This window comes from Syntrophomonas sp. UBA5494 (genome assembly GCF_002426325.1).
This window is the reverse complement of the sequence record NZ_DIPG01000059.1, coordinates 14,311-39,637: the sequence shown is the minus strand read 5'-3', so window position 1 is coordinate 39,637 and position 25,327 is coordinate 14,311. Positions and strand designations below refer to the sequence as shown.

General features: G+C 47.0%; 21 protein-coding genes and 1 tRNA gene. 12 read left to right on the top strand and 10 right to left on the bottom strand.

The features are described from left to right. Window positions 1–96 precede the first annotated feature (96 nt). The 6 genes from B3W37_RS07145 to pflB all read right to left on the bottom strand — a co-directional run bounded on the left by B3W37_RS07145 (window position 97) and on the right by pflB (window position 11,161). Entirely contained in the window at window positions 97–2,514 is a 2,418-nt protein-coding gene (locus B3W37_RS07145; protein WP_483175198.1) for a DEAD/DEAH box helicase family protein, read from the bottom strand. Between the two features lie 27 nt (window positions 2,515–2,541). Continuing rightward, window positions 2,542–5,676 carry an N-6 DNA methylase gene (locus B3W37_RS07140; protein ID WP_483175197.1) on the bottom strand — a complete coding sequence of 1,045 codons (3,135 nt, stop codon included), beginning with the start codon at window positions 5,674–5,676 and terminating at the stop codon, window positions 2,542–2,544. A gap of 308 nt (window positions 5,677–5,984) precedes the next feature. Further along, window positions 5,985–7,058: a 3'-5' exonuclease gene (locus B3W37_RS07135; protein ID WP_483175196.1), complete on the bottom strand. Its 1,074-nt coding sequence runs from the start codon at window positions 7,056–7,058 to the stop codon at window positions 5,985–5,987. A 558-nt stretch (window positions 7,059–7,616) separates the two neighbouring features. Then, window positions 7,617–7,692 (bottom strand) — tRNA-Ala (locus tag B3W37_RS07130). 472 nt (window positions 7,693–8,164) lie between these two features. Then, complete coding sequence (gene pflA / locus B3W37_RS07125; RefSeq protein WP_483171186.1) at window positions 8,165–8,905, bottom strand: pyruvate formate-lyase-activating protein; 741 nt, start codon at window positions 8,903–8,905, stop codon at window positions 8,165–8,167. Between the two features lie 27 nt (window positions 8,906–8,932). Continuing rightward, entirely contained in the window at window positions 8,933–11,161 is a 2,229-nt protein-coding gene (gene pflB, locus B3W37_RS07120) for a formate C-acetyltransferase (protein WP_483175212.1), read from the bottom strand. Between the two features lie 146 nt (window positions 11,162–11,307). Between pflB and B3W37_RS07115 the strand changes: the two genes are divergently transcribed. From B3W37_RS07115 to B3W37_RS07100, 4 genes are all read left to right on the top strand, one after another. Continuing rightward, window positions 11,308–13,233 (top strand): ABC-F family ATP-binding cassette domain-containing protein, encoded by a 1,926-nt coding sequence (locus B3W37_RS07115; protein ID WP_483175195.1) that lies wholly within the window; start codon window positions 11,308–11,310, stop codon window positions 13,231–13,233. Then, window positions 13,208–14,329 carry a GTPase HflX gene (gene hflX / locus B3W37_RS07110; RefSeq protein ID WP_483175211.1) on the top strand — a complete coding sequence of 374 codons (1,122 nt, stop codon included), beginning with the start codon at window positions 13,208–13,210 and terminating at the stop codon, window positions 14,327–14,329. The genes B3W37_RS07115 and hflX overlap by 26 nt, the downstream gene beginning before the upstream one ends. A 154-nt stretch (window positions 14,330–14,483) precedes the next feature. Beyond that, complete coding sequence (locus B3W37_RS07105) at window positions 14,484–15,779, top strand: LCP family protein (RefSeq protein WP_483175194.1); 1,296 nt, start codon at window positions 14,484–14,486, stop codon at window positions 15,777–15,779. A gap of 144 nt (window positions 15,780–15,923) precedes the next feature. Then, the gene (locus tag B3W37_RS07100; protein WP_481037745.1) at window positions 15,924–16,262 is read left to right on the top strand and encodes a hypothetical protein; all 339 of its coding nucleotides are present in this window, start codon (window positions 15,924–15,926) and stop codon (window positions 16,260–16,262) included. 56 nt (window positions 16,263–16,318) lie between these two features. On the opposite strand, the gene B3W37_RS07095 is transcribed toward B3W37_RS07100, so the two are convergent. Next, window positions 16,319–16,828, bottom strand: a complete 510-nt coding sequence (locus B3W37_RS07095; protein WP_481037746.1) for a flavin reductase family protein — start codon at window positions 16,826–16,828, stop codon at window positions 16,319–16,321. A 161-nt stretch (window positions 16,829–16,989) separates the two neighbouring features. Beyond that, window positions 16,990–18,423 (bottom strand): type I glutamate--ammonia ligase, encoded by a 1,434-nt coding sequence (gene glnA / locus B3W37_RS07090; RefSeq protein ID WP_481037747.1) that lies wholly within the window; start codon window positions 18,421–18,423, stop codon window positions 16,990–16,992. Between the two features lie 209 nt (window positions 18,424–18,632). Between glnA and B3W37_RS07085 the strand changes: the two genes are divergently transcribed. The 3 genes from B3W37_RS07085 to guaA all read left to right on the top strand — a co-directional run bounded on the left by B3W37_RS07085 (window position 18,633) and on the right by guaA (window position 21,606). Then, window positions 18,633–19,370, top strand: coding sequence for a LolA family protein (locus B3W37_RS07085; protein ID WP_483171055.1), 738 nt, complete (start codon window positions 18,633–18,635; stop codon window positions 19,368–19,370). A 147-nt stretch (window positions 19,371–19,517) separates the two neighbouring features. Next, window positions 19,518–20,060: a hypoxanthine phosphoribosyltransferase gene (gene hpt, locus B3W37_RS07080; protein WP_481037749.1), complete on the top strand. Its 543-nt coding sequence runs from the start codon at window positions 19,518–19,520 to the stop codon at window positions 20,058–20,060. Between the two features lie 13 nt (window positions 20,061–20,073). Next, complete coding sequence (gene guaA / locus B3W37_RS07075; RefSeq protein ID WP_481037750.1) at window positions 20,074–21,606, top strand: glutamine-hydrolyzing GMP synthase; 1,533 nt, start codon at window positions 20,074–20,076, stop codon at window positions 21,604–21,606. Between the two features lie 186 nt (window positions 21,607–21,792). Here the strand turns inward: guaA and B3W37_RS07070 are convergent, their stop codons facing one another. Beyond that, a complete protein-coding gene (locus B3W37_RS07070) occupies window positions 21,793–22,548 on the bottom strand; it encodes a Fic family protein (RefSeq protein ID WP_483175193.1) in 756 nt (251 codons plus the stop codon). A 78-nt stretch (window positions 22,549–22,626) separates the two neighbouring features. Next, window positions 22,627–22,842, bottom strand: a complete 216-nt coding sequence (locus B3W37_RS07065; protein ID WP_481037757.1) for a helix-turn-helix domain-containing protein — start codon at window positions 22,840–22,842, stop codon at window positions 22,627–22,629. Between the two features lie 396 nt (window positions 22,843–23,238). Between B3W37_RS07065 and B3W37_RS07060 the strand changes: the two genes are divergently transcribed. The 5 genes from B3W37_RS07060 to B3W37_RS07040 all read left to right on the top strand — a co-directional run. Continuing rightward, a complete protein-coding gene (locus tag B3W37_RS07060) occupies window positions 23,239–23,436 on the top strand; it encodes a helix-turn-helix domain-containing protein (RefSeq protein WP_483175192.1) in 198 nt (65 codons plus the stop codon). 12 nt (window positions 23,437–23,448) lie between these two features. Next, a complete protein-coding gene (locus B3W37_RS07055; RefSeq protein WP_483175191.1) occupies window positions 23,449–23,739 on the top strand; it encodes a type I restriction-modification system subunit M N-terminal domain-containing protein in 291 nt (96 codons plus the stop codon). A 30-nt stretch (window positions 23,740–23,769) separates the two neighbouring features. Next, window positions 23,770–23,982, top strand: a complete 213-nt coding sequence (locus B3W37_RS07050; protein ID WP_483175190.1) for a helix-turn-helix domain-containing protein — start codon at window positions 23,770–23,772, stop codon at window positions 23,980–23,982. Beyond that, the gene (locus B3W37_RS07045; protein ID WP_483175189.1) at window positions 23,966–24,949 is read left to right on the top strand and encodes a DNA cytosine methyltransferase; all 984 of its coding nucleotides are present in this window, start codon (window positions 23,966–23,968) and stop codon (window positions 24,947–24,949) included. The genes B3W37_RS07050 and B3W37_RS07045 overlap by 17 nt, the downstream gene beginning before the upstream one ends. A 9-nt stretch (window positions 24,950–24,958) precedes the next feature. Further along, window positions 24,959–25,327, top strand: a 369-nt coding sequence (locus tag B3W37_RS07040) for a DNA cytosine methyltransferase (protein ID WP_483175188.1), incomplete at its 3' end; no start/stop codon positions are given.

Sequence of the window (25,327 nt, the reverse complement as noted above, 5' to 3'; positions counted from 1 at the left end):
AACTGGCCTAGCTTTTTCGTGTACAGGCACACTACATTTACTATTCCTTACTTATTGTCTTTACACCACAAGCCGGCATTATTCTTCACAAACAAGCTATAGTTCTCCGAGAATCTCAATAGGCTGTATATTATTATTTGGAACATGTATAAATGTGCTTTTTAAATCATTAATGGTTGAATCAAAACTACCATCAAACGCCTTATTAATTGAATCGTAAGAACCAATCAGTCTTTCATAAATTGGGTTTCCAAATATTTCCTTGACATCAATGTCTCGTCTTGATGTGATGTTAGCTACAAAAACATCTTTGATTTTCTTTAGAATTGCAATTTGCTCATCTGTAAAATCGTATGTGTGTATGTATGAAAGATAATTCTTCTCGATTCTTTCCTTAGGGGTTGGAATTCTCCTTTTACCTAATGCATGCAGCAAAAAGTCCCAGGCTGAACCTTCCGGATAATCATACATTTTTTGCAAATGGCCTTCATCCATAAAGGTGTTGGGTAAACTTAACCAGTAAATTAATTCTGCAATTTCATCATCTGTAGGCTGGTAATCGGACTGCTCTGCCTTTTCTCGCAGGTTTACTACAATAGGTTCCTGACTTTTCTTCAATTCTTCCTCAAAGATACGTTTTGCTTCCTCAATAGGAATATTATCCTTTATAGTAATTGAATCGCCATGAATTTCTACTCTCTGGATGAGATTGGCTGGATCAGGATTATCAAGCAAAAAGTAATCACCTTTAGGACTTATTGTCCCTCCTCCTGCCGGTGCTTTTGTTCCACCAGGCCTTACAACTTTCGTGTTCTCCCTGGCTGTGCCTTTTCCGTTATCTTCCATTTGTTCACAAAGTCCAACAAAGTCAAGAACTTGAAAACTGAATTTACCCGTTTTAGGGTCAAGCCGAGTTCCCCTGCCAATCATCTGAATGTATTTTCCTGTTGATTTGGTAAGAGCCGCCAGGGCAATATAGCGAACACATGGGATATCCACACCTGTACTCAAAATATCCACAGAAATTGCTATATATGGTTTTTGATAGGGTTTCTTAAACCAGGCTTTTAATGTTTCATTCAATTGGTTATTTTCCGAAATAATCTCTTCGGCATAATAGGGCTTCTCAGTATTATCGTTATCGAAAACCTTGTTAATAGCTTTGGCCAGTTCCTGGCAGTGGGCTTGGCTTACTCCGAACAGAATAACCTTTTCACCATATTGGGTGTTTTTCTTCAGTTCTTCTGCAATTCTTAAGCAGTTTTCTTCTGAAATAAATTTGCGGTTTAGCTGCTCCAGTGTTAATTGCTTTTCTTCCCCCAATTCAATTACATATTTTTCTTTCGGGTCAAGTACATGGTCAAATTCAATGCCTTTTTCTCTAGCTTCTTCGACCAAAGAAGATATTAGTTCAATAGGTTTATACGGAGCCAGAAATTCTTCATCAATCCCTTTGGCAAGATCAAACTGGAAATCGGGCTCACCGCTCTCGCAGCCAAATAGTTTATACGTATCAATAATCGCCAGGTCTTCTTCATCTACATCTGAACCACCTTTAGGGATAGCTATCCTGGGTGTAGCGGTCATTCCTATGCGCGGGCACAGGAAATGGTCAAATATCAGTTTGCGGTTAACATTAACACTACGATGACATTCATCAACAATTAATAAATCATAGAATGTGGAAGGCAAATCGCTGTGAATCAATTCCAGTGTATCAATAACCACCACATGAATGCTCGCATGTTTTCTGGCTCTAAAATTGGAAGTGGTTATCCAACTGGAAGTATATTTTCCGCTAATAAGTGAAAACCCATCATCAACAGCCTGCTTGGCCAGCATTCTCCGGTCAACTACAAATAAAACCCTTTTGATTAATCCCCCATCCAGCAAAGCCTTTACCAGAGCAACGGCAGTTCGGGTTTTTCCAAGACCGGTGGCCATGTGAACAAGCATTTTCTGCTTACCTGCTTTGTATTTATCAATAATAGTGTTTATGCAGTCCAATTGATATGTACGCTCTTTTCCTACTGTGGGATCGTACCCACCAGCGATGGTTGTATCAATAAGAATTGCTCTATCAGCAGCTATTTTCTTTTGTTGTTCAAGCTTGAGTTTCATCTCTTCCAAAGTCATGAAGGAATTAACCTGTTTAAACTCTCCGGCCTCCAATCCCCGCCAGGCGTTGTCATAGAATAAAATACGCTCAGAACTGCAAGCATACAGAAAGCGCGGCTTTAATACTCTGGTTACGATCGTACGCAACTTTAAAAGATCTTTGTTTTCCTTGTCCAGGTTATTTTCAATAACAGCCAGGATCTCGCCATTCAAATCCTGCAACACAATATCAGGTCTGATATTCTTGAAATTGGGGAAATCCTTCTTCAAATTTTCTGGTATGTCATAGGTCTGCTGGTAAAGCAAGGTATCTTCAATTTTCCAACCATAATCATTAATCAGTTTTATAATTACCGGTAAATCCGTAGAAGTTGCCTCGTTTATCTTCTTGCCCATCCTCCACCTCCTCAGTTATATATTTTGCTAGTTCATTCCCCATACATCAGCAAGTATTATATCAATCCTATTTTCGGCTTCTTTCTTCATCTCAAGTACTCCATTATGGACTTTCAGTTTGGCATCAAGTTCATCTGTAATTTGTCGTTGTACAGTAATTTCCGGATATGGAATTTGTATTTTTTGAAATTCTGTGGAACTGATATTATATGTTCCACCACCTGCTTTAGGATTTAATAATGCTCTGCCTATAGGACTCATTAAAAAATACATGACATACTTAGGTTCTATTTCTTCTAAATTGAATTTAAACCTAATTAAATATGAAGCATAGACAAAAGGTGCATCTGAATTCCATACAGCACATTTACCAACCAGACTTGGATTGCCATTTGAACGCACGATTAAAAAATCACCTTTTGATAGCTTGTATTTATTAAATTCCTTATCGCTTAGAAAAGACTTTTTAATATCATCAAGTTTAAAGCCACAAAAACCTATATTTCCAATTCTTAAAACATTATAGCCTTCTTCTTGATAGTCTGCTTTTACTGAAGATCCATATAGTGAGTCAATTATTAATTCAGAAAGTGGTCTTTGCGAAAATTTGTACTTTCTAAAGTATGAAATAAAGTCAATCTCCCAATTTTCCAAAACCTTATTTGTACCTTCAATAATAGCTTTTTGTTTTTCTATTTGAGCAACAATGGCGGCTTGATCTTCAATAGAAGGCAACGGAATTTCCCAAGCACACATATCTTCATACTTGAAGTTCATACGCACCCCACCACTGGCTTTTTCATTTACATAGTCCTGAAAGCATTTGCTGTTAACAAGCGCTTCCAAATACCGGGGATTCAATTCATCTTCGTTGCAGCCAAAAACTACATAAGCTCCGCTTATAATCTGATTATTATAATCAAATAAATTCAAACCAATGCTACCGACATTTATTCTATAGGGGTTATAGCAGAACTCATTTTTAGCCACTATATAATAACTTTGACTAGTTTCTTCTGAATGAAGTTTTTCGTTTAAGAAAACACCGGTTTCATTGCTTACTCCGAGCACCTTATATTTCATATCCGGATTTTTAGCAGGTTTTATTTTTTTCTTGTTTAAGATCAAGTAATCCTTTAACTTTACCATTGGATATTTTGCACCGCTTTTTAATATCTCCCTGATGGTGCAAATCTCCTTGTGCCCATCAACTCTGCTATCATCATTATTGCCTACATATTCTCGCACAATATCAGCTTCTAGGGCACTAGCCGGATCAAGCCTGACCAGATATTGCAGAATGGTTTCAGGTTTGCCGGTGTTAAGATTTTTGTATATTTCATCCAAGGATTTTGCTTCAGCCGGTTCAATTTGACTTAATGCTTCAGACCACTCCGCAAGCTGGCTATCGCTCAAACTGCTTCTATAACTGGCCAGGTTAAACGAATAATTATGCGCTTTATCAATTCGCTTGGCTATTTCATTTTTTATGCGGTTTTCAAGCATCTGATCAATTTTTTTTAATTCCATTTGTTTGTCGGCTTCACTGGCTTTCTTAGCTTTTATTTTCTTATCCAATGCTTGTGCTTTCTTGGCCCGCTCAATTTTCCCTTTTTCCTCCATGTCAATACGGGTTTCCGTCCGGATTTTTTCTTTTACTCTTGGGTCAAGGGTTTTTATCCATTCTGCAGGAATACAGAATTGATTTATGCTTGCAGGTGGTTGTTTGCCTTGCTTTACAAATTCATGCCACAAGGTCAGACATTCGGTCAGTTGATTCCCTTTTTGCCACTTTCGGTTGGTTCCCATAGTGTATCCATCGTTAGTTACTTTGTAAAACCAGGTCCAATCGGTTTGTCCACCTTTTTCAAATACCAGAATAGAGGTTTTGGGTCCTTGTCCGTTTTTGCTTACAAATATGCCCTGAGGCAGTGAAATAACGGCTTTTAGTTGTGCTTCTTCAAGCAGCATCCTGCGTAATGCCTTGGCACTGAATTGATCCCAGGTGTGAAACCCCTCCGACACAACCACAGCGCATCTGCCGCCTTGTTTTAAATGTTGAAACATAAGTTTCACAAATAAAATAGTGGTCTCCGATTCCTTGGAATATTCACTCCAAACATCCGGATAAGCCTCTTGATCTCGTTGTGCGCCAAAGGGTGGATTGGCAAGAACTACAGTTTTACTTTCATGATCAGTAACAGGACTATATTTAGCCAATGAATCCCCTTGCTCAATATTAGCTGGATTAAGCCCGCGAATATAAAAATTGATTGCGGCCATCTTTCTGATCATTCCTAGATATTCAATTCCCGTAACACCACTACGGTAAAATTGTCTTGACTGTTCAATACTTGGAAAATCAATTTGGTTGGCATTGAAGTATTTATCAAACCACTCTCTTAATTCAGGGTGTGCTTTTTCCCCGGGCCATTCTCGATCAGGGTCAACTCTTCTCATAACAAACTCAAAGGCATCAAATAAAAATCCACCTGTACCACAAGCAGGATCAAATATTAAATCGTCAAAACTAGGTTCAATTATAGCCGTCATAAACTGGCGAACATGGTCTGGGGTACGGAATAATCCAATATCCTTTGTTCCTCCTGTTTCACTCAAAGCAGACTCGATTGCATCACCTAATAAATCAGTTTTAAGCAGTCTGGCTTCTTCAATATCATTGGCAATAATGCTAATAACTTCACCAAGATTGCCGCTATTAACATTATTTGAAAAATTTGAGTTACTGAAAACCTCCTCTATTAATACCAGCTGGTCCTGTACCTTCTGCGGGAGATTTCCTGTAAATACTCTCCTTGCGCTTTGCAATACGGTTGAATAAAAAGGGAAGAAATTATCATTCAATTCCAATAATATTTGCTCATTTGAAACTGTAGTTAAATATGAGAATAATCGGTTTTCATTTGATTCCTCTTTACCTGTCTTGGGATTCTTCCATTTATAATCACTGGCAAACAGGTTCCTTAAAGGTTTAAATTCTTCATCTTGTTTAACTTTTGTTTCAAAAATTCGAAGTAAAAGCAATTCAATAATATACTCAACTCTTTGAACCGGTGTTCCAGCGGGTCTTAGCTTTTTATGTAATGCCTTTAAGGCATTATTGGTTTTATTATCTGCGTAATGTACTGTTGATCGTGCCACGTAATTATCTCCTTAACTAGGTCCTATGGACTTATTTGTTTTCGGTTTCTTCGGTCCCACATTCTTCTATACTTCTTCGCAAAAAACCTGCTTCTTTCGGCGCTTTGTCCTACTCTAGCGGAATAATATACCGTCGAGGGCTAAATCAAGTATTCTTAACTGGTCTATGGAAACATGCCCTCCAAAAAAGGGCACAGTGCCCTGAACCTATACATAACGCTCCTTCCGCTCTACCAAAACCAAGCACTCAATTTTGATAAGATAAACTTGTTGTAACCGTATCCCGTGATCATAAGGTATGAATACCATTAAGAACTCAAGTATTGACTATATTTAACCCACTGTTTCAGATTAGTAACAGCTTCATCATATGAGTCGATATCAAGCCACATAACGTTGTTTTGATCTAAAAGCTGCATCTTATATTTTCTTCCTCTTAGCTTTACCCTGCCAATTTGAGCATTTCCGAGCATGAAGTTAATGGTATTATCACTTTTGATATCGAATACCATTTTATCTTTCAATCCAATAGCCTCAAGTCTTTTTTCCAATTCTGATATGAAATTTTTTTCCATTTCATTTAGATTTGATAGCCGCTCATTGAACTTCGCTTCAGCTTGAAGCCTATAATTCTCCTGAAGCTTTAAACACCTTTTAAATACTTCATGAGTGGTAATACAATCGTCCAATGCTCTATGGCCATTAGATTCTATTCCAAAGTATTTTTTTACTGATTCAAGCTTTCTATCACCAGTATCTTTATATCTAAGTGTTTCTTTAACCAAGCGCAAAACATCAAAAGCTCTCACATCAGATAACTCCGTATTATTTTCTGATAAGGCATATTTTAGAAAACTAAGATCAAAATCAATGTTATACCCAACAATTACTTGCCCTTCTATACGTTGGTATACCTCACTAATCACATCTTTAAGCTTAGGTTTGCCCTTAACCATAGCATAAGTAATGCCGTTTACAGCTGATGCTTTGGGATCGATATTTATTTCAGGATCAATAAGCTGTGAATAGGTATCAACTAATTCCATATTTTCATAGGTTGCAATACCAACTTCTACAATCCTGTCAGTTAGAGAAGATAAACCAGTTGTTTCAAAATCAATAAAAACCAGTTTACTCGGAAGTTGTTTAGGATCAGTTATTAAGAAATATTCAGTAAATCCAGGTGTATGAGCATTTTCTTTAACATGATATATCTCATTAGTTTTGGATGTTTTATCAGGTGCTTTGTACTTGTAAGCAAAATAAAAAATGGCAGCTGCCAATAGTATAAGCCAAGGATATACTATTGCAAGCAAAAGCAGAGTTATTCCCAAGATAATCATAATAGCCTTGATAAAATTTGTATAAAATTTTGAACTCACTTTACTAAACCTCCTTGTTGAGAAAAATCTTTACTTCATTAAAAATTCTCTATTTGGATGATATTTCCTCTAAAATTCACTTCTAAGAACTAGAGATAGCTTGAGTGCGATGCAAGGAGTTTCACCTAAACTATTTCGTAGAGCCAGTATATTAAAGCGGATAAGTAGCGACTCCCTTATACGGAATAATCCCTCTCACACTATGGGTAAGAGGGATTATTTACATTTAAGAAAAGCAACCTAAGTATCTGCTTCACTTGTTTTTAAACTACTTTAGTTCTATCAACACCAGAATCTGTGCAAAGGGGCATATTAGATGATAATTCAAATGTTAAACGATTTGCCAAAAAAATGCACACCCCTGCCTAATGTCAAACGATTACCATGATGCCCCATCCCTAAAAACAAATCCAAGCTGTCATTTACCCTGTGGTCTACATTATTAATTAAAAGAAAGAAAAACCCAAAACCGCTGAAATCTCCCAATATCAGGCTTTTTAGGCAAAAATAAAACCACCTGCTGATAAAATACTTTTTATCAATAGATGGTAGATTATTTGGTGGAGACGAGGGGACTCGAACCCCTGACCCCCTCGTTGCGAACGAGGTGCTCTCCCAGCTGAGCCACGCCCCCACATATTTAAGTTGCCGGTGCATCCCTGGTGAAATGCACCATTCATATTATATAGGTCTGGCCTCGATTATACAAGGGCTGCCGGCCTATGAATACTCAAGTCGAAATTGTTTTTCAGATAAGTCTGGCCTGACTATGCAAGGCTGCTACCCACCTGAGCACTCCTTTAATTAGAATCGGCTGCAAATCTCCGGGTAAGGGCTGACTATGTCTTTAAAAAACAGCCAGACCCTACGGTCCGGCTGCATCTTCCTTAAGATTTCTTGGATTTTTTGGTGGATTTCTTTTCTTCAGAGGGCATTACATTCTCACTTCGGGGTGATGTGAAGGTGCCTTGTTCCATGACCTTGTCTTTCTTGCCTTTTTTGGCCATCCTTTAGACCTCCTTTCATTATTAGGCTGCGATAAAGAAATAAAAATATACTATCTGCATGGGCTAATCCGGGTTGACATTATGGCAAAAAATCAGGAGTCAAGATATGTATACCGGTTTACCGGTGATTTCCGCCACGATCTCCTGCAGGCGGTTCATTTCATCTGCTGCGGGCGGCTGGACCTCTTTTAACTCATAGCGCAGATTGAGCAGCTCCCATTTGTGCACTCCCAGGGTATGATAGGCCAGCAGTTCAATTCTTTTCACCGCATTCAATGGAGCCAGGAGTCGGGCCAGAGCGATAATGTCCTTTTCGGCATCGGTGTATCCGGGCAGCACTACATAGCGGATCCAGAGCGGGGTTCCGGCGGCGTTGACGGCTTTCAGGTTGGCGAGGTTTAAATCATTGCTCTGCCCGGTCAAGTAGCGGCTCTGTGCAGTACTGATGTGCTTTATATCGGCAAGAAAGAGGTCGGTGAAGGGCAGCACTGCCTGGACCCGGCCAGGGGGCACATATAATGAAGTGTCCAGAGCGGTGTGGATACCTTCGCCGTGGCAGCGCTCGAATACCTCGCGCACAAAGCAGTGCTGCAGCAGCGGTTCGCCTCCGGAAAAGGTTAAGCCCCCGCCCGAATTTCGGTAATAACCCAGACCGCGGCGAACCAAAGCCATCAGTTCTTCGCTGCTGTGATGAACGGTTGAGGCGGAGTCTTGCTCCCAGGTGTCGGGGTTCTGGCAATACCGGCAGCGCAGGTGGCAGCCCTGCAAAAACACCACCATGCGTATGCCCGGCCCGTCAAGGGTCGAAAAGGAGTCTATGGAGTGGATTCTGCCTTGCATAATGCCTCCCGGGTTGAGTCTAAAACTTTACATACGGCCGTAAAAGGTTCGGGTAATGATCTCTTCCTGCTGCTCGCGGGTCAGTTTGATAAAGTGCACCGCATACCCGGAGACGCGAATGGTCAGGTCCGGATAGCGTTCGGGATTTTCCATGGCTTCTTTCAGGGTTTCAACCTGCAGCACATTGACATTGATATGGTGCCCGCCCTGGCCGAAATAGCCGTGTAACAAAGCCAGCAGGTTGTTGATCTGCTCCTCCCGGCTTCTTCCCAGAGCCGAGGGGACGATAGAAAATGTGAAGGATATGCCGTCGCGGGCGTAATCATAGGGCAGTTTGGCCACCGAATTGCAGGCTGCCACCGCCCCATGCTCTTCGCGGCCGTGAAGGGGATTTGCCCCCGGGGCCAGAGGCTCGCCCTTTTTGCGGCCGTCCGGGGTCGAGCCGGTATGTTTGCCGTACATAACGTTGGAAGTGATGGTCAGAATGGAAAGGGTGTGTTCCGCCTGGCGGTAGGCCCGGTACTGCTTGAGATAGCGGGCGAATTCCTTGACCAGCTCTACGGCGATATTGTCCACCCGGTCGTCATCATTGCCGAATTTGGGGTAGTTTCCCTCGACGATGAAGTCCTCTATAAGCCCCTGCGCGTTTCGTACCGGTTTTACCCGGGCATAGCGTATGGCGCTCAATGAATCAGCCACAACCGACAAGCCGGCAATGCCAAAAGACATGAAATAATGCACCCGGCTGTCGTGCAAGGCCATTTGCACCCGTTCGTAGGCATAACGGTCATGCATGTAATGGATGGTGTTCATGGTGTGGACATATAATTCCGCCAGCCATTGCATCTGTATCTTGAAGCGGTGCATCACTTCATTGAAGTCCAGAACATCCCCGGGATAAACCCCCATCTCGACCCCCACCTGTTTCCCGGTTATTTCATCGATACCGCCGTTTATAGCGTAGAGCAGGAGTTTGGCCAGATTGCAGCGCGCACCGAAGAACTGGGTCTGTTTGCCCATCACCATAGCCGACACGCAGCAGGCGATGCCATAGTCATCCCCGTAAATAGGCCGCATCAAGTCATCATTTTCATATTGCAGGGCGCTGGTGTCGATGGAGACCTGAGCGCAGAATTCCAAAAAAGGCCGGGGCAGCTGCTGCGACCAAAGTATGGTCAGATTGGGCTCCGGGCTGGGCCCCAGGTTATACAGGGTCTGCAGTATACGATAGCTGGTCTTGGTCACCAGGGGGCGCCCGTTTACATCACAGCCGCCGATGGCTTCAGTGATCCAGTTGGGATCCCCGGCAAATAGCTGATTGTATTCCGGGGTTCGCAGGTGGCGCACCAGGCGCAGCTTGATTACCAGTTGATCGATGAGCTCCTGGGCTTGTTCTTCGTTGATAACCCCTCGCTCCAGGTCGCGCTGCAGATAAATATCCAGGAAGGTTGAGATGCGCCCCAGGCTCATAGCGGCGCCGTTTTGTTCTTTGACCGCAGCCAGGTAGGCAAAATACAACCACTGCACGGCCTCCTGGGCGGTCCCAGCAGGTTGGGAAATGTCGTAACCGTAATCAAAGGCCATGGCCTGCATATCCTTCAGGGCTTGTATCTGATCGAACAGCTCCTCGCGCTGGCTGATGCTGCCGATATCCATGGCGGTGCTCAGCTTGTGCAGATCATGCTGCTTATCGGCTATAAGCCGCGCTACCCCGTATAAAGGCACCCGGCGATAATCGCCGATAATGCGCCCGCGCCCGTAGGCGTCGGGAAGCCCGGTGATTATCCCCACTCTTCTGGCCAGGCGCATTTCCGGGGTATAGGCGGTGAAAACCCCCTCGTTATGGGTGCGCAGATATTGATGGAATAAGTCCGCCATTTCAGGGTTGAATTTATAGCCGTAAGCTTCGCAGGCTCTGATGCTGGTGCGCAGCCCGCCGTAAACCTGGATGGCTCTTTTGAGGGGATAATCGGTCTGCAGGCCAACAATAACCTCTAGATCCTGATCGATGTACCCGGGTTTATGGCTGTTGATGGTGATCGGGGTGTCGGCATCAATATCGTAAACCCCGCCGCGTTGATACTCTTCCTTGATCAGCTGCTGACAGCGCTGCCACAATAAACGGGTCCGTTCGCTAGGACCGCTTAAAAAGGAGGCATTTCCCGAATAGGGAGTAATGTTCTTCTGCACGAAATTCCGGACATCAATATCCCTTTGCCACCAGCCCCCTATAAATCCATGCCAGGATTGCATAATTCCACCTCCACAGGCTATTGTCTTTAGTATGTTCGCCGGGGCCGGTATTTACTCGGCGAGGATCAGCTATACCTCCCGCTATAGAAGATGACCGGGGTGATTTATCGTGTTATATTTGTATAGGAAAAAACCAGGCGGGTGATTTGATGATTATTTTACAAGCTGCCGGATTAGGTAAAACCCTGGCTGGCAGGCCTATACTGGACAATATAAATATGACCTTGCAGGCAGGTGAAAAGGCGGGGCTGGTCGGCGCCAACGGCAGCGGCAAGACCACTTTGTTAAAGTGCTTAAGCGGGCAACTGGAGGCCGAGCATGGGAACGTAATGCTGGGCAAGCACCAACAGCTCGGCTTTTTGGAGCAGCTTCCCCCCCGAGACCCGGAGGAAACTATCTGGGATATAGTAATGGGCAGCTTTAGCGATTTGTTGGATATACGGCAACGCTTAAGCGAGCTGGAGCAGGCTATCAGTTCCGGCCGCGGTGATGTGGATATGCTGCTCAAACAATACAGCCTTTTGCAGGACGAATACCATGACCGCAACGGCTATGCCTGTGAGACCATGGCCCGGCGCATCCTGGCCGGCCTGGGCATTGATCCCTGCCAGTACGATCTGCGTTTGGGGGAACTGAGCGGGGGACAGAAAACCCGGCTCGATCTGGCGCGGCTACTGGCCTTAAGTCCTAACATACTGCTGCTCGATGAGCCCACCAATCATTTGGACATGAGTGCGGTGGAATGGCTGGAGGAATACCTTAACGACTATTCCGGCACGGTACTGGTGGTTTCCCATGACCGCCGTTTTCTGGACCGGGTGGTTAACAAGATCTTTGAACTGCGGGAACGCAAACTGCGTGCTTTTGAAGGCAATTATTCTGCTTATATCGTTAAGGCGGAAGCCCAAGACCAGGCCCGGTTAAAGGCTTTTGAAAAGCAGCAGGAACAGATTCGTGAAACTGAAGCCTATATTGAACGCTATCGCTCCGGCATTAAAGCCCGCCAGGCCAGGGGCCGGCAGTCACAGTTGAGCCGTTTGGAGCGCCTGCAAAGACCGGCTCAGGAAATACGGCAGCATAGCTGGAAACTGCACAGCCGGCAGGACAGCGGCGAAATAGTGATTAATCTGCAGGATGTGAGCAAATGCTATGATGGTAAGAGCTTATTCTCCGGGGTGGATTTACTGATACGGCGCGGAGAGCGGGTCGCTCTGTTGGGGCCCAACGGCTGCGGCAAAACCACTTTATTAAAGCTGATAACTGCGGAAATCACCCCCGATCAGGGCACTATCGGGCTGGGCAGCGGGGTGCGGCCCGGTTATTTCTCGCAGGGCTATGAGAACCTTCAGCATGAGCGCACCCTCTTGGAAGAAATGGTTTATGACTGTAATCTCAATCTGCAGCAGGCCCGCGATAAACTGGCTATGATGCACTTCCGGGGGGATACTGTCAACCAGCGGGTGGGAGATCTCAGCGGGGGCGAAAAAGGGCGTCTGGCCATATTGAAGTTGATTTGTTCCGGGGCCAACCTGCTGCTGCTGGATGAGCCCACCAACCACCTGGACATCTCCGGCCGCGAAGCTCTGGAAGACATGCTGGGAGGTTATGAGGGAACCCTGCTGCTGGTGAGTCATGACCGCTATTTTATCGACCGGGTTGCTGAGCGTACCCTGGTGTTTACCAATGGCAGCTTAATTGACTGTCCCGGCAATTACAGTTATTATCGGGAGAAAGTCTTTGAGCAGGGAGGAAAAGTCAACCAGTGTGTGCCGGCCGCTGCAAGCTCTCAGCAGCAATTTCGTATGCAACAAAAAGAACAGGAACGCAATAAGCGCAGGCTGGAACGGCAGGTGCAAGAGCTGGAAGAGACTATAGAGAGGCTTGAACAGCGTCAGAGCGAACTGGCAGAAGTACTGGCTGATCCTGACATCTATCAAGATCAGCCCCGGACTGCTTTATATATAAAGGAACTTGAAGAAACTCAAAAAAATTTGCTGGCATCTTACCAGGAATGGACTATAGCCCAGGAATCCTGGGAAGAGCTTACGAATAACGGAGGCGACAGTAATAAATAGAACAGTAGGAGAGGCCAAAAAAGTCATCCTGGTCGGATTGCGCAGCAGCCGCAGGAGCGGGGATGATTTTGAAGGCTTCATGAGAGAATTGGCCGCCCTGGTTGAGGCGGCAGGGGGTGAGGTTTCAGGCATGCTGGTGCAGGCCCGGGAAAGGCCTGATCACCGCAGCTATATCGGCAGGGGCAAAATAAACGAACTCCTGCACCTGGTAGAGGAAACCGAAGCTGATGTGGTGGTTTTTGACGGGGAACTTACCCCCGGGCAGCTGCGCTCCCTGGACGAGCAGATCCCAATAAGGATTATGGACCGCACCAGGCTGATCCTGGATATCTTCTCCAGCCGGGCGCATTCGCTGGAAGGCAAATTGCAGGTGGAACTGGCCACCCTGGAATATCAACTGCCGCGTCTGATCGGGCAAGGCCAGGTGTTAAGCCGCACCGGCGCCGGAATCGGCACCAGAGGCCTGGGCGAACAGCAATTGGAACTTGACCGCCGGCACCTCAGACGGCGCATCAGCGACTTGAAACGGCAACTGGTCAAGGTGGAGAAGACCCGCGACTTGCACCGCAAGCAGCGCCTGCGCCGGGGTATGAAAACCATATCACTGGTGGGCTATACCAACGCTGGCAAATCCAGCCTTTTCAACGCGCTATGCCAGAAGGCTCACAGCAGCGGCCAGAATCAGGCCGAAGCTGACCAGCGTTTATTTCAGACTCTGGATACCACCACCAGGAAAATCAAGCTGGCTTCAGGACGTGAGGCTCTGCTCAGCGATACGGTAGGTTTTGTGCAGGACCTGCCCCCCCACCTGATCGCGGCTTTTCGCTCCACCCTGGAAGAGGCGGTTGCAGCCGATGTAGTTTTACATATCATCGATGTATCGGATGAGGCATATTTTGAAAAGGTGGAGGTAGTCAACCAGGTGCTGGAGGAATTGGGGGCCAAAAAGGAACAGGTCCATATGGTTTTCAACAAAGCCGACAAGGTTCCGGAGTTCGAATGGGGAAATGGCACGGTGCCGGCCATCTCTGCGCTGACCGGACAGGGAATCCCTGAACTCCTGTCATTTTTAGAACAGGTATTGTGGCCTGATTGAGTTGGTTCAAAACGGGCAAACTCCCGATTTGTGATGGAATTTCTCCGGTTGAAAATCCATAGCGTGGGGCAGGCAGGATTAATACGGATTAAACGCTTTCAGACGGTTTATCCTGCAGTAAAGATCGGTTTGAAACGAGGAATAATAAAGAATTATGGCAAAGACAAATAAAAAAATAAGATTTGTGGTGACATTAGTTGGGATTTACCTGGCCTTTTTCCTCATCGGGTCGCTTTTGGGCGGAAGATTGGGCGTATTGAGCAATGCTCCGGGATTGGCCTGGCTGGGCGACGGACAGGTAAATATACTATTCATGGGGGTGGATGCCCGCTCTGCGGAGGTCAACTCCAGAAGCGATACCATGATTCTGGCCAGCATTGACAAACGGAGCAGCAAAGCGGTGTTGGTATGGATCCCGAGGGATACCCGCATCGCGGTTGGCAAAGGTCACGACAGGATCAACAGCGTCAACGCCCTGAAGGGGCCGGAAGCCGCCTGCCAGGCGGTAGGCGACCTGCTAGACACCAAGGTGGACTACTATGTCCTGACCAATTTCCAAGGCTTTTCCAAGATCATTGATACTCTGGGCGGGGTGCATATCGATGTGGAGACCGCTATGAGCCACTATGATCCCGATCCTACCCTGAACATCAATCTATCCAAAGGGCCGCAGCTGCTCAATGGAGCGGACGCCTTGCGCTATGTGCGCTACCGGTCTCCCCTGACCGCGGACATCGGGCGCACCGCCCGGCAGCAGAAATTCATCAAGGCGGTCATCGCGGAGATGTTTACCAGCAAAAACATTTTCAAGCTTCCTGAATTGGTACCGCAGCTGATAGCTCAGGTCAAGACCAATCTGCCCGCTACAGAAGTAACCGCACTGGCTACTCTGGCTCAGAAGTTTAACACCGGCAATGTGGTCACCCAGACCCTGCCCGGCTATTCATTCACCGACCCTTCATCAGGGGCCAGCTACTGGCAAGCCGATGAGAAAGTAGCCCCGCGCATCATTTCAGCCCTTTTTGCAGGAGAAACCTTTGCCGTAATTCAAGATCCCCCCAATTGGGTGGCGCAGCTGCCCAAGGTAAAGCCGGCTGAAGGCGAAGCCCCGGTGCTTAAAACCCCGGAAGCGGAAAAAGAACTGGAAGAGGCCGGGCAGCCTGAAGTCAATAAACCGGCGGATGGGGAAGAGGACGGCCAGGGTTCCGGGGAAAATGAAGACAATGAGGATCCGCAAGAAAAAGATGACGAGACTGAGGGCGATCCCGACGCGGGAACAGACCCTGAAGGTAAAGACAGCGCAACCAAGCCCGGTGGCGATACCCCGGAAGATCCGGACCCTGACAGCAAGCCGGATGATACATCCCCCAACCCCGATAAACCTGGAACCGGTTCAGATTCTGGGTCGGTAAGCCCCGACCCTACCGGCAGCACAGGATATACCAGCTGATGGATAGAGTAAAATAATCAAATTCAGCCCACATCAAAACTGCTGCGCAGCAGCAGTTTTTGCTTGCCGGTGGCTAAAAATGCTAACCACATTACCTTCTTGTGCATACAAATAGAATATAAACTAAACGAGGAGGCTAAGAGCATGGCCACACTAGACAACCGTTATACCACCGGTCCTGTAAGTATCAGCCAGAACGGTAACAATGTCAGGGTTCTGGCGTTGAATAACGGACAGAGAGAACATCAAGCCCGGGTTATCATTTATGATCTCGAACCGGTACCCAAAACCGTTCTGCTGGATGAAACCTTCACTATCGCACCGAGATCTCAAAACGACATCGAATTTATCGCCAATTTTAATATTTATGAAGTCCAGGTGCAAACCGACAGCTCCCGGGTCTATTTCTGGATCGGCGGACGGGCTGGAAACGAAAACCTGGTAGGCAACGTATTCCTGCACAAAGATTTAATAAGAATTTGATAAACGAGCCGGGGGGAAGGCCTGTATCCTGTAAAACAGGCCGGGTCCGTACCCCCTTAAGCCCGGTTATTGTAATTAGCCACAATTTCACCATAATAGAGCACATGATAGTCTTTGGTTTTGTATAATTTGCTGTCCAATACCGCATCAAAAGCCGCCGGGTCCATAGGATGCTTATACAAAACCCGGCATTCATAAATCAGGCCACAGTTGTCGATAACCGGACTGGCAATGCTTCTGGCTGGTTTCGCGGCCAGGTCAAAGGCTTCGAATTTGTCGATGTCACGCCCCGATTTGCTCCCTGCGCCAGCCAGGGCTTTTTTAAGATGGCCGTCCAGAGGAACACTTACGGAAAAATCGGGGGCGTCTTTGATCAGCTCATGGGTGTATCGCGAATACCTCACCATAACCATCATAATGGGTTTGTTCCAGATATAACCGATTGAGCCCCAGCCGATTGTCATGGTGTTAATTTTATCGCCAGACTTGACCGTCAGAAAAGCGCCTAATGGCAATTGCTTCAGCATATCGGCAACGCCTGTGATGTATTCGGGTTGTACCGTCATATGAGAAATCCCCTTTCAAATATTTGCTTAATTATATTCTAAGCCGGATAAAACTAAACAACTATTATACTATTTTATCATCTCAATGCCGAAGTTATGAAACAAAAAGGAGGGGTCTATACCCCTCCCGGCGTGTACGGCTTTGGCAGCATATTTCATATTTATAGATCGTAGTACATCTCAAATTCCAACGGATGGGGAATGTCGTTGACCCGGCGGGATTCTTTGCGTTTATTCTCAATCCAGATTTCGATCAGGCGTTTCGGGAACACCCCGCCTTCGAGCAGGAAGGCATGGTCTTGTTCCAGCGCGTCCAGGGCTTCGTCGAGGCTCTTGGGCAGGCCTTTGATTTTGGCCTGTTCATCTGCTGAAAGTGTGTAGAGGTTTACATCATAAGGCCCGAATCCCTCTTTCACCGGGTCAATCTTATTCCTGATTCCGTCAATGCCGGCCATCAGCATAGCCGAGAAGGCCAGATAGGGATTGCAGGTAGCATCGGAAGAGCGGAACTCGAAGCGTTTGGTTTCGGGTGTCTTGGCATAAGCCGGAATGCGGATGACCGCGCTGCGGTTGGAGGTGGCAAAGCATATGCTCACCGGGGCTTCATAACCAGGCACCAGGCGCTTGTAAGAATTGGTGCTGGGGTTGGTAAAGGCCAGAACAGCGGGAGCGTGTTTGAGCAAGCCGCCGATGAAATAAAGGGCTTCTTCGCTCAACCCGGAATATCCCTCTTTGTCAAAGAAAATCGGTTCACCTTTTTTGAATAAATGCATATGTACATGCAATCCGCTGCCGGCTTCAGCAAAAAGGGGTTTGGGCATGAAAGTAGCGGATTTGCCTTCCTGGAAAGCCAGGTTCTTTATCAGGTATTTGGCCAGCATGGTTTTGTCAGCCATCTCCCGCATGCCGCCAAATTCCACTTCGATTTCTATCTGCCCGGGGCCAGCCACTTCATGGTGGTGGTATTTAACCGGAATATTGTTCTCTTCCATCAGGAGACACATGCGTGCTCTTAAATCGTAGAGGATGTCCTGCGGCGGAGTGATGTGGTAGCCCCCTTTGTGGGGAATCTTATAACCCAGATTCTCGTATTCCTGGTCGCCGCTGTTCCAGATGGCCTGCTCTGCATCTATAGTGAATCCAGCCCGTTGAGGCTGGCACTCATAGGTCACATTGTCAAAGACAAAGAATTCGTATTCGGGACCAATGCGCATTTCATCGGCTATCCCGGTAGAGACCATGAACTCTTCAGCTTTAAAAGCGATGGCACGAGGATCCTGTTCAAAGCGATGGTTTTCCGGCTGAGCGATAACAAAAACATCTCCTATCATGCTCAGTGTCGGTATCTCGGTAAAAGGATCAAACACTGCTGTGGAGATGTCGGGTATGAAGACCATATCACTGTTTTCTACCGGAGCGAATCCATAATTAGAGCCGTCAAATCCTATCCCGTACTTAAGTGTATCGGGAGTGAACCGGCCGGTGGGGATCCCCAGGTGTCGCCACCGTCCATTCAGGTCAATCATCTTAAAATCAATCATCATGATGCCGTTTTCCGTGCAATAACTCATTACCTCTTCGTAGTTCTTAAACACTAAATAGCCCCCTTTGGCTTATAATCAACGTGCAAATTATAGCAGATAGTGGCGAATCGTAAAAGAGGTTTTATGCAGTATACAGTATATTAAATTGAGGATACGCCATATCCGATACTTAAAGCATTCCTGATCCGGTGATTAAAACTTGCTTTCAATTGTAATATATAGCCGCTTGCCCTAATACAATATACTACTCGTGAGTTTAGGTGAAGGCCGCCATCAGGCTTCTCACAGAAATTGGGGTGGAGTATATCAAACGCTTCTGGATTATCCTGCTCTCAGCTCTCGTCTTGATCAGTATTGCGGGGGCCCTCTCCGCAAAAACCATACATGACCATTATGTCAGATATAAACTGGTGCCCGCCGAGGAATTACAAGCGGCCTGTGACAACATGGCAGCCCTGACTCAATACCGCTTCAATTTAAAGTCAGGCTTTATAGTTGAACAGCGGGAGGAGGTGATAAGCCAAGTAGAGGGCGAAAAGGCCGAAGGAAATACGCATATAAAGGGGGAGATGGTTAACACACCTGTAGATATTTACTATATCGACCGTACCATCTACAATTATGATTCCTTCGCCAACAAGTGGTTGGTGATCGACAGCGACACCAGCAATTGCGAGGAGTTATTGATATCGGAGCTAAGTCCCCTCTCCAACTTCAGATTGAAATCGCTGGGTGAAGTACAGAAAATCGGATTCGAAAAAGTTGATGGTACGGAATGTCTGGTTGTCAGTTGCCAGCCCACGGTGGAAAGCCAATTGCTGGAAAGTATGTGGAAGGAATTTGACTACCAGTTCTGGGTTGATTACCACAACAATTTGATAAAGAGAGCGACTCTGACAGCGAAAAATCAACAGAATGATAATACCAGTTTACAGTTGAACGTTAATTTTTACGACTTTGACCAAAAAATCGAAATAAAGCCGCCAGTGAGCAGCTGATCATCCAGGTTTTTTAGAGGGGCAGCCCGAGCCCCTCTTTTTTAATGGCTTCGATTTGTTATTCTTTATGTCCTTAGCATGGATGGAAACAAAATTGCACCGTTCCTCAGATAATTGCTATAATCCATTCATAAGGGGGGGACAGGCATGAACTTAAATGAAGTCGAGATACTCTACAGCAAAGAACAGATTGCCGCCAGAGTGTCCGAACTGGGCCGGCAGATAGGCAAAGATTATGCCGGCGGCGATCTGCTGGTTTTAGGCATCTTAAAGGGCGCTTTTATTTTTATGGCTGACCTGGTGCGGCAGATAGACGAGGTCAATCTGCAGCTTGATTTTATGAGTGTTTCCAGCTACGGCGCTTCCAGCGAATCCTCCGGCGAGGTGCGTATCTTGAAGGATCTTGATTCATCTGTAGAAGGGAAGCACGTTCTGGTGGTGGAGGATATCATCGATACCGGACTGACCCTGGGATACATCAGAGAACTGCTTTTAAAACGGGGCGCCTTGAGTGTCAAGCTGTGCTGTTTCCTGGATAAACCGTCACGGCGCAAGGGGCCGGTCACCCCGGATTACACGGGATACTCCATTCCAGACCAGTTTGTGGTCGGCTACGGATTGGATTACGCTGAACGCTACCGCTATTATCCGGCGGTTTGTATATTAAAGTCCTGGGTATATGAAAATTAGGAGTGCTTTTTTAATGGAAAGAGAAACGGTTTTGATCCTGGATTTCGGCGGACAGTATAATCAATTGATAGCGCGCCGGGTACGAGAGTTGTCGGTGTATTGCGAGATGGTCCCCTATGACATCAGCTACCGGGAAGTGGTAGAAAAAAATCCGCAGGGCATCATCCTCACCGGCGGTCCGGCCAGCGTGCATGTGGAAAACGCGCCGGCCTGCGATCCCAGGATATTCGAGATGAACGTTCCCGTACTGGGGATCTGTTACGGTATGCAGCTTTTAGCCCATACCCTGGGAGGACAGGTGAGGGGCGGCAATCACCGCGAATACGGGCGTGCCCAGCTGGCAGTGACCCGGGATGATCTGCTCTTTAACGAGCTGCCCCAAGACATGCAGGTATGGATGAGCCACGGCGACTCCGTATTCACATTGCCGGAGGGCTTTGTGGAGACTGCCAGAACCGGCAATTGCCCGGTAGCTGCTATGTGCCATCCGGAGAAACATTTGTATGGGGTGCAGTTTCATCCCGAAGTGAAACACACCGTCTACGGCATGGATATATTAAGAAACTTTTTATTCGCGGTGTGCGGTTTAAAAGGCGATTGGAATCTGAGCGACTTTATAGCCGAGAGTGTGGCTGATATCAAGGCCAAGGTAGGGTCAAAAAAGGTGCTCTGCGCCCTGAGCGGCGGGGTGGACTCGTCAGTAGCGGCCGTACTGGTGCATCGGGCGGTAGGCGATCAACTGGTATGCGTCTTTGTCGACAACGGCCTGCTGCGTAAAGATGAGCCCCAACAGGTGATACAGACTTTCCAAGAAGGGATGCATATGAACCTCATCTTCGCCGATGCCCAAGAGCGCTTTTTAAAACGGCTGGCCGGAGTCACCGAGCCGGAAAGAAAACGCAAGATCATCGGCGAGGAGTTCATCCGGGTTTTCGAAGAAGAAAAGAACAAACTGGGTGACATCGACTACCTGGTGCAGGGCACCATTTATCCGGACGTCATCGAAAGCGGCACTCGTACCGCCGACACCATCAAAAGCCACCACAATGTGGGCGGACTCCCTGAAGACATGGATTTCGAACTACTGGAACCCCTGCGCTTATTGTTCAAAGACGAGGTGCGCCTGCTGGGTGAAGAATTGGGAATTCCCGCCCATATCCTGTGGCGCCAGCCTTTCCCGGGGCCGGGGCTGGGGGTCAGGGTATTGGAGGAGATCACTGCCGAGAAATTAACCATGCTGAAAGAAGCTGATGCCATAGTCCGGGAAGAAATCAGCAAAGCCGGACTGGACCGGGAGATCTGGCAGGCTTTCGCGGTTCTGCCTCCGGTGCGCAGCGTGGGTGTAATGGGGGATGAACGCACCTATGCCCACCCCATCATTATCCGCGCCGTGGTCAGCGACGATGCCATGACCGCGGAATGGGCTAGATTGCCCTACGATCTCCTCGATATCATGTCGCGAAGGATCGTCAACGAAGTGCGGGGCATCAACCGGGTGGTATATGACGTAACTTCCAAACCCCCGGGGACGATCGAGTGGGAGTAAAATAGTCCTTGCTTGACATTATTATGAGGGGTGTCTGCTCATAAAGCTAGCGTAAAACAGCCAACATCTATAGAGTATTAAATATAACAACACGATAACAAAAGCCGCCACGAGCCAGGTACAGATCCGAGACGGCTTTAATGCAGAAAGAGCGTGATATTCCTCTGCAGGGATACGCGCTCTATTCTATTTCAGATCCGGAAGCGGAATATGCAAAAGGCGCATAATCTCCTTCTGGGTCTCATACACTCGCTCAGCGATGAAATCGCAGAACGGTTCAGGTTTCCCTTTGTTCTGGTATTGGCGGATGGTATCGTTATATTCCGCTCGTAATACCGGCGGGATAATCGCCAGCTGGTAGCCGTCCTGGATGAGTGCAAGATTCATAATGAGACGACTCGTCCTGCCGTTCCCATCAGTAAATGGGTGGATACTTACGAATTTGAGATGGAGCAGACCAGCAAAGGTCACAGGGTGATATTTCCCCCGCTCGTTTGAGATCCAGGCATCTAGTTCAGCCATGCTCCTCTCCAATTCGTCCGGGTGCGGGAACACATAATCAGTCCCGGAAACCACGACCGGCTCCTTTCGCCATGTGCCAGCGTTCTCCTCGTCAATTTCCCTGTAGAACAGGCGATGCATAGCTTTTATATCTGCAGCAGAAATGCGTCGCTCCCCTATTAAGGTGAACATGAAATTATAAGCTTTTCCATGGCCAACTGTCTCGTAGAAATCCCGGAGCGGCCGGCCGGCAATCGTCAGACCATCTTCAAGTACCACCTTCGTCTCGCTGATGGTGAGGGTATTCCCCTCTATGGCATTACTCGACCAGGTGAGACCAATACGGTAATAATCTTTCAGCTGCTCCAGCATGTGACCCTCGAAGGGACGAACCGCGCCGATAGCCGCATGGCAGCGGTCGATTTTTTCATATATTTTCATTTCATCAGCTCCCATTTACAGATTTGATTCAGGCTCTCAGAGAGCCTGGAAGCCTGCAGGGGATAAGAACCACCCTCGTTAGTATTCCACCCTCTCGCCGCTCGGCATCACAAAAGCTCCTATATATTCACAGCCTGACGCCTTGGCGATTTGCTTTAGTTCATCAACCGTGAAGCTTTCACGTTTCATTTTCTGGCTGAAGGCCTGTGGACTTTTGCCTGATAGGCGACCAAGTTCAGAGACGCTTATCCCAAGCTTAACGCAAAGAATTTTGAGCTGTTCAGATACTGACATACCACCACTCCTTATTAATATTCTCATTATAAATGGAATTGTTTAGAATATCAACGTAAGCATTTCATTATTATTGAAAAACATTAAAAAATTCATTGTTGTTACCAAACGGGAAGACGATTATGGGGTACAGCCCGCCAAGGGCCACAAGAAAATTCTACGGCTGCCGGCATTTTCATTTTTATATTTACTGGGAAACGCTGAAAGACATGGATATAAAGGTGCAAGATAGAGTTTGCTTGATGAAAACCAAGCGTTTGGCTGATGAGAGTGAAAGCAAAGGCAAGATGGAGTGTTGACACATTCTTTTTGTATCATATTGCCAATTTTGATTGTGTATATTTCGCTTCTGCGACATAATAAAAAATGTAACATCCTTCCAAGGGGATTCTCACAATGAGCGGGATAACAACCAAAGAGGCTGCTGAAAAATGGGGTGTTACGCCCCGCCAAGTGCAACTTTTATGTGCCCAGGGCCGCATACCCGGTGCGGTTCGTTTCGGCAATGCCTGGGTAATTCCTGCTGATGCGCAAAAACCGAAAGATGGCCGAAGCGAGAAAAAGTCCAAGCAACATATCAGAATCAAAGGATAAGGGGAGAGCGGCATGATAACCGGCGAGCTGAAGAATAAAGTCGATAAACTCTGGGAGATGTTCTGGACGGGGGGCCTTACGAACCCGCTGGATGTCATCGAACAGATTACATACCTCATGTTTATTCGTGACCTTGACTATACCGACAACATCCGGCAGAAGGAAAGCATCATGCTGGGCATTTCTTATACCGGCATTTTCACCGGCAAAGAGCATCTGAAATGGTCGGTGCTGCGGGATAAACCTGCTGAAGCCATGTACAGATCATGCAGGGGGAAGTTCTTCCTTTTATCAAGGGCCTGAACGGTAACAAAACAGCACCTAGATGGCGATATGGCAATCAGCTACAATAAGCTATGGAAGTTGCTCATCGACAAGAAGATGAAGAAGAAGGATTTACAAAAGGCTTCCGGTATCAGTTCGTCTTCGGTTGCCAAATTTGGCAGGAACGAAAACGTGAACACCAAGATACTTCAAAAAATTTGTTCCGTGCTGCACTGCGACGTCAGCGACATCATGGAGATGGAAGATGAAACGAACACTTAACGCCCCATCGGATACGCCGAACGGCGAAGAAGGCGGTGGTCAGATTGGAGAACCACCTATGGAGAGATTAAAAACGGTAGACTTGTTCTGCGGTTGCGGGGGGATGTCGCTCGGTTTTCAAAATGCCGGATTTGGCATCATCGCCGCCTACGACAATTGGAAACCCGCTGTCGATGTCTACCGCATGAACTTCGACCACCCAATATATGAGCAGGACTTAGCCGAGGGGAGCGTTCAGGCAAGCATCAAGGAAATGAAGCCGGACATTATCATCGGCGGTCCCCCGTGTCAGGACTTCTCGTCAGCGGGGCACCGAAACGTAAACCTCGGACGGGCTGTTCTGACAAAGACTTACTGCGACATTATCACGACAACCTTGCCGCGCTACTTCGTAATGGAGAACGTACCTGAAATCACTAAGAAGGAAATCCTCGGCGAAATCCTCGAACGCTTCAAAGAAGCGGGATACGGATTGACGTCTATGATAATCGACGCGAGCTTCTGCGGAGTGCCGCAATCCAGAAAGCGTTATGTGCTGGTCGGTTGCCTTGGAGCGGAAGACGGGTTTATGCAGACCTATTTGGAAGAGAACTTCTCCGACAAGCCGATGACGATGTACGACTACTTCGGGGGCAGCCTTGGGGTCGATTATTACTTTCGTGTACCGAGAAGTTATAACCGGCGCGGAGTGTTCAGCATATACGAACCGTGTCAAACAATCAGGGGCGTGGACAGACCTATCCCAAGCGGGTACAAAGGTCATCCATCAGACCCCGTTGAAATAGGACCCAAAGTGAGAGCGTTGACCGTGCTTGAAAGAAGCTACGTCCAGACGTTCCCTAAGACGTTCAAGTTCGAGGGTACCAAGTCGAACTTGAACCAGATGATTGGCAACGCCGTTCCCGTGAAACTCGCGGAACACATCGCCCGCGCCATCATCAAATACGATAACGCTCGAAAGAGGTGAGGATGGTTTATGAGGGCTGTAGATTTGTTTTGCGGCTGCGGCGGGATGTCGCTCGGATTCCAAAACGCAGGAATTGACGTCTTAGCAGCATTTGATAACTGGGCGCCGGCAATCAGCATTTACAAGGACAACTTCGAACACCCTGTCTTTGACTTCGACCTGAATGCCGAAGGAGCAATTGACCGTATCAGGGCATTCAACCCGGATATGATTATCGGCGGTCCCCCTTGTCAGGACTTTTCTATAGCCGGAAGTAGAAACATGGGCGAACGAGCCAATCTGACTGTCCGCTTTGCGAACATCGTCAAGGAGGTCAGGCCGACGTGGTTCGTAATGGAAAACGTCTACAACATCAAACGTATGCCGATACTGCCGAAA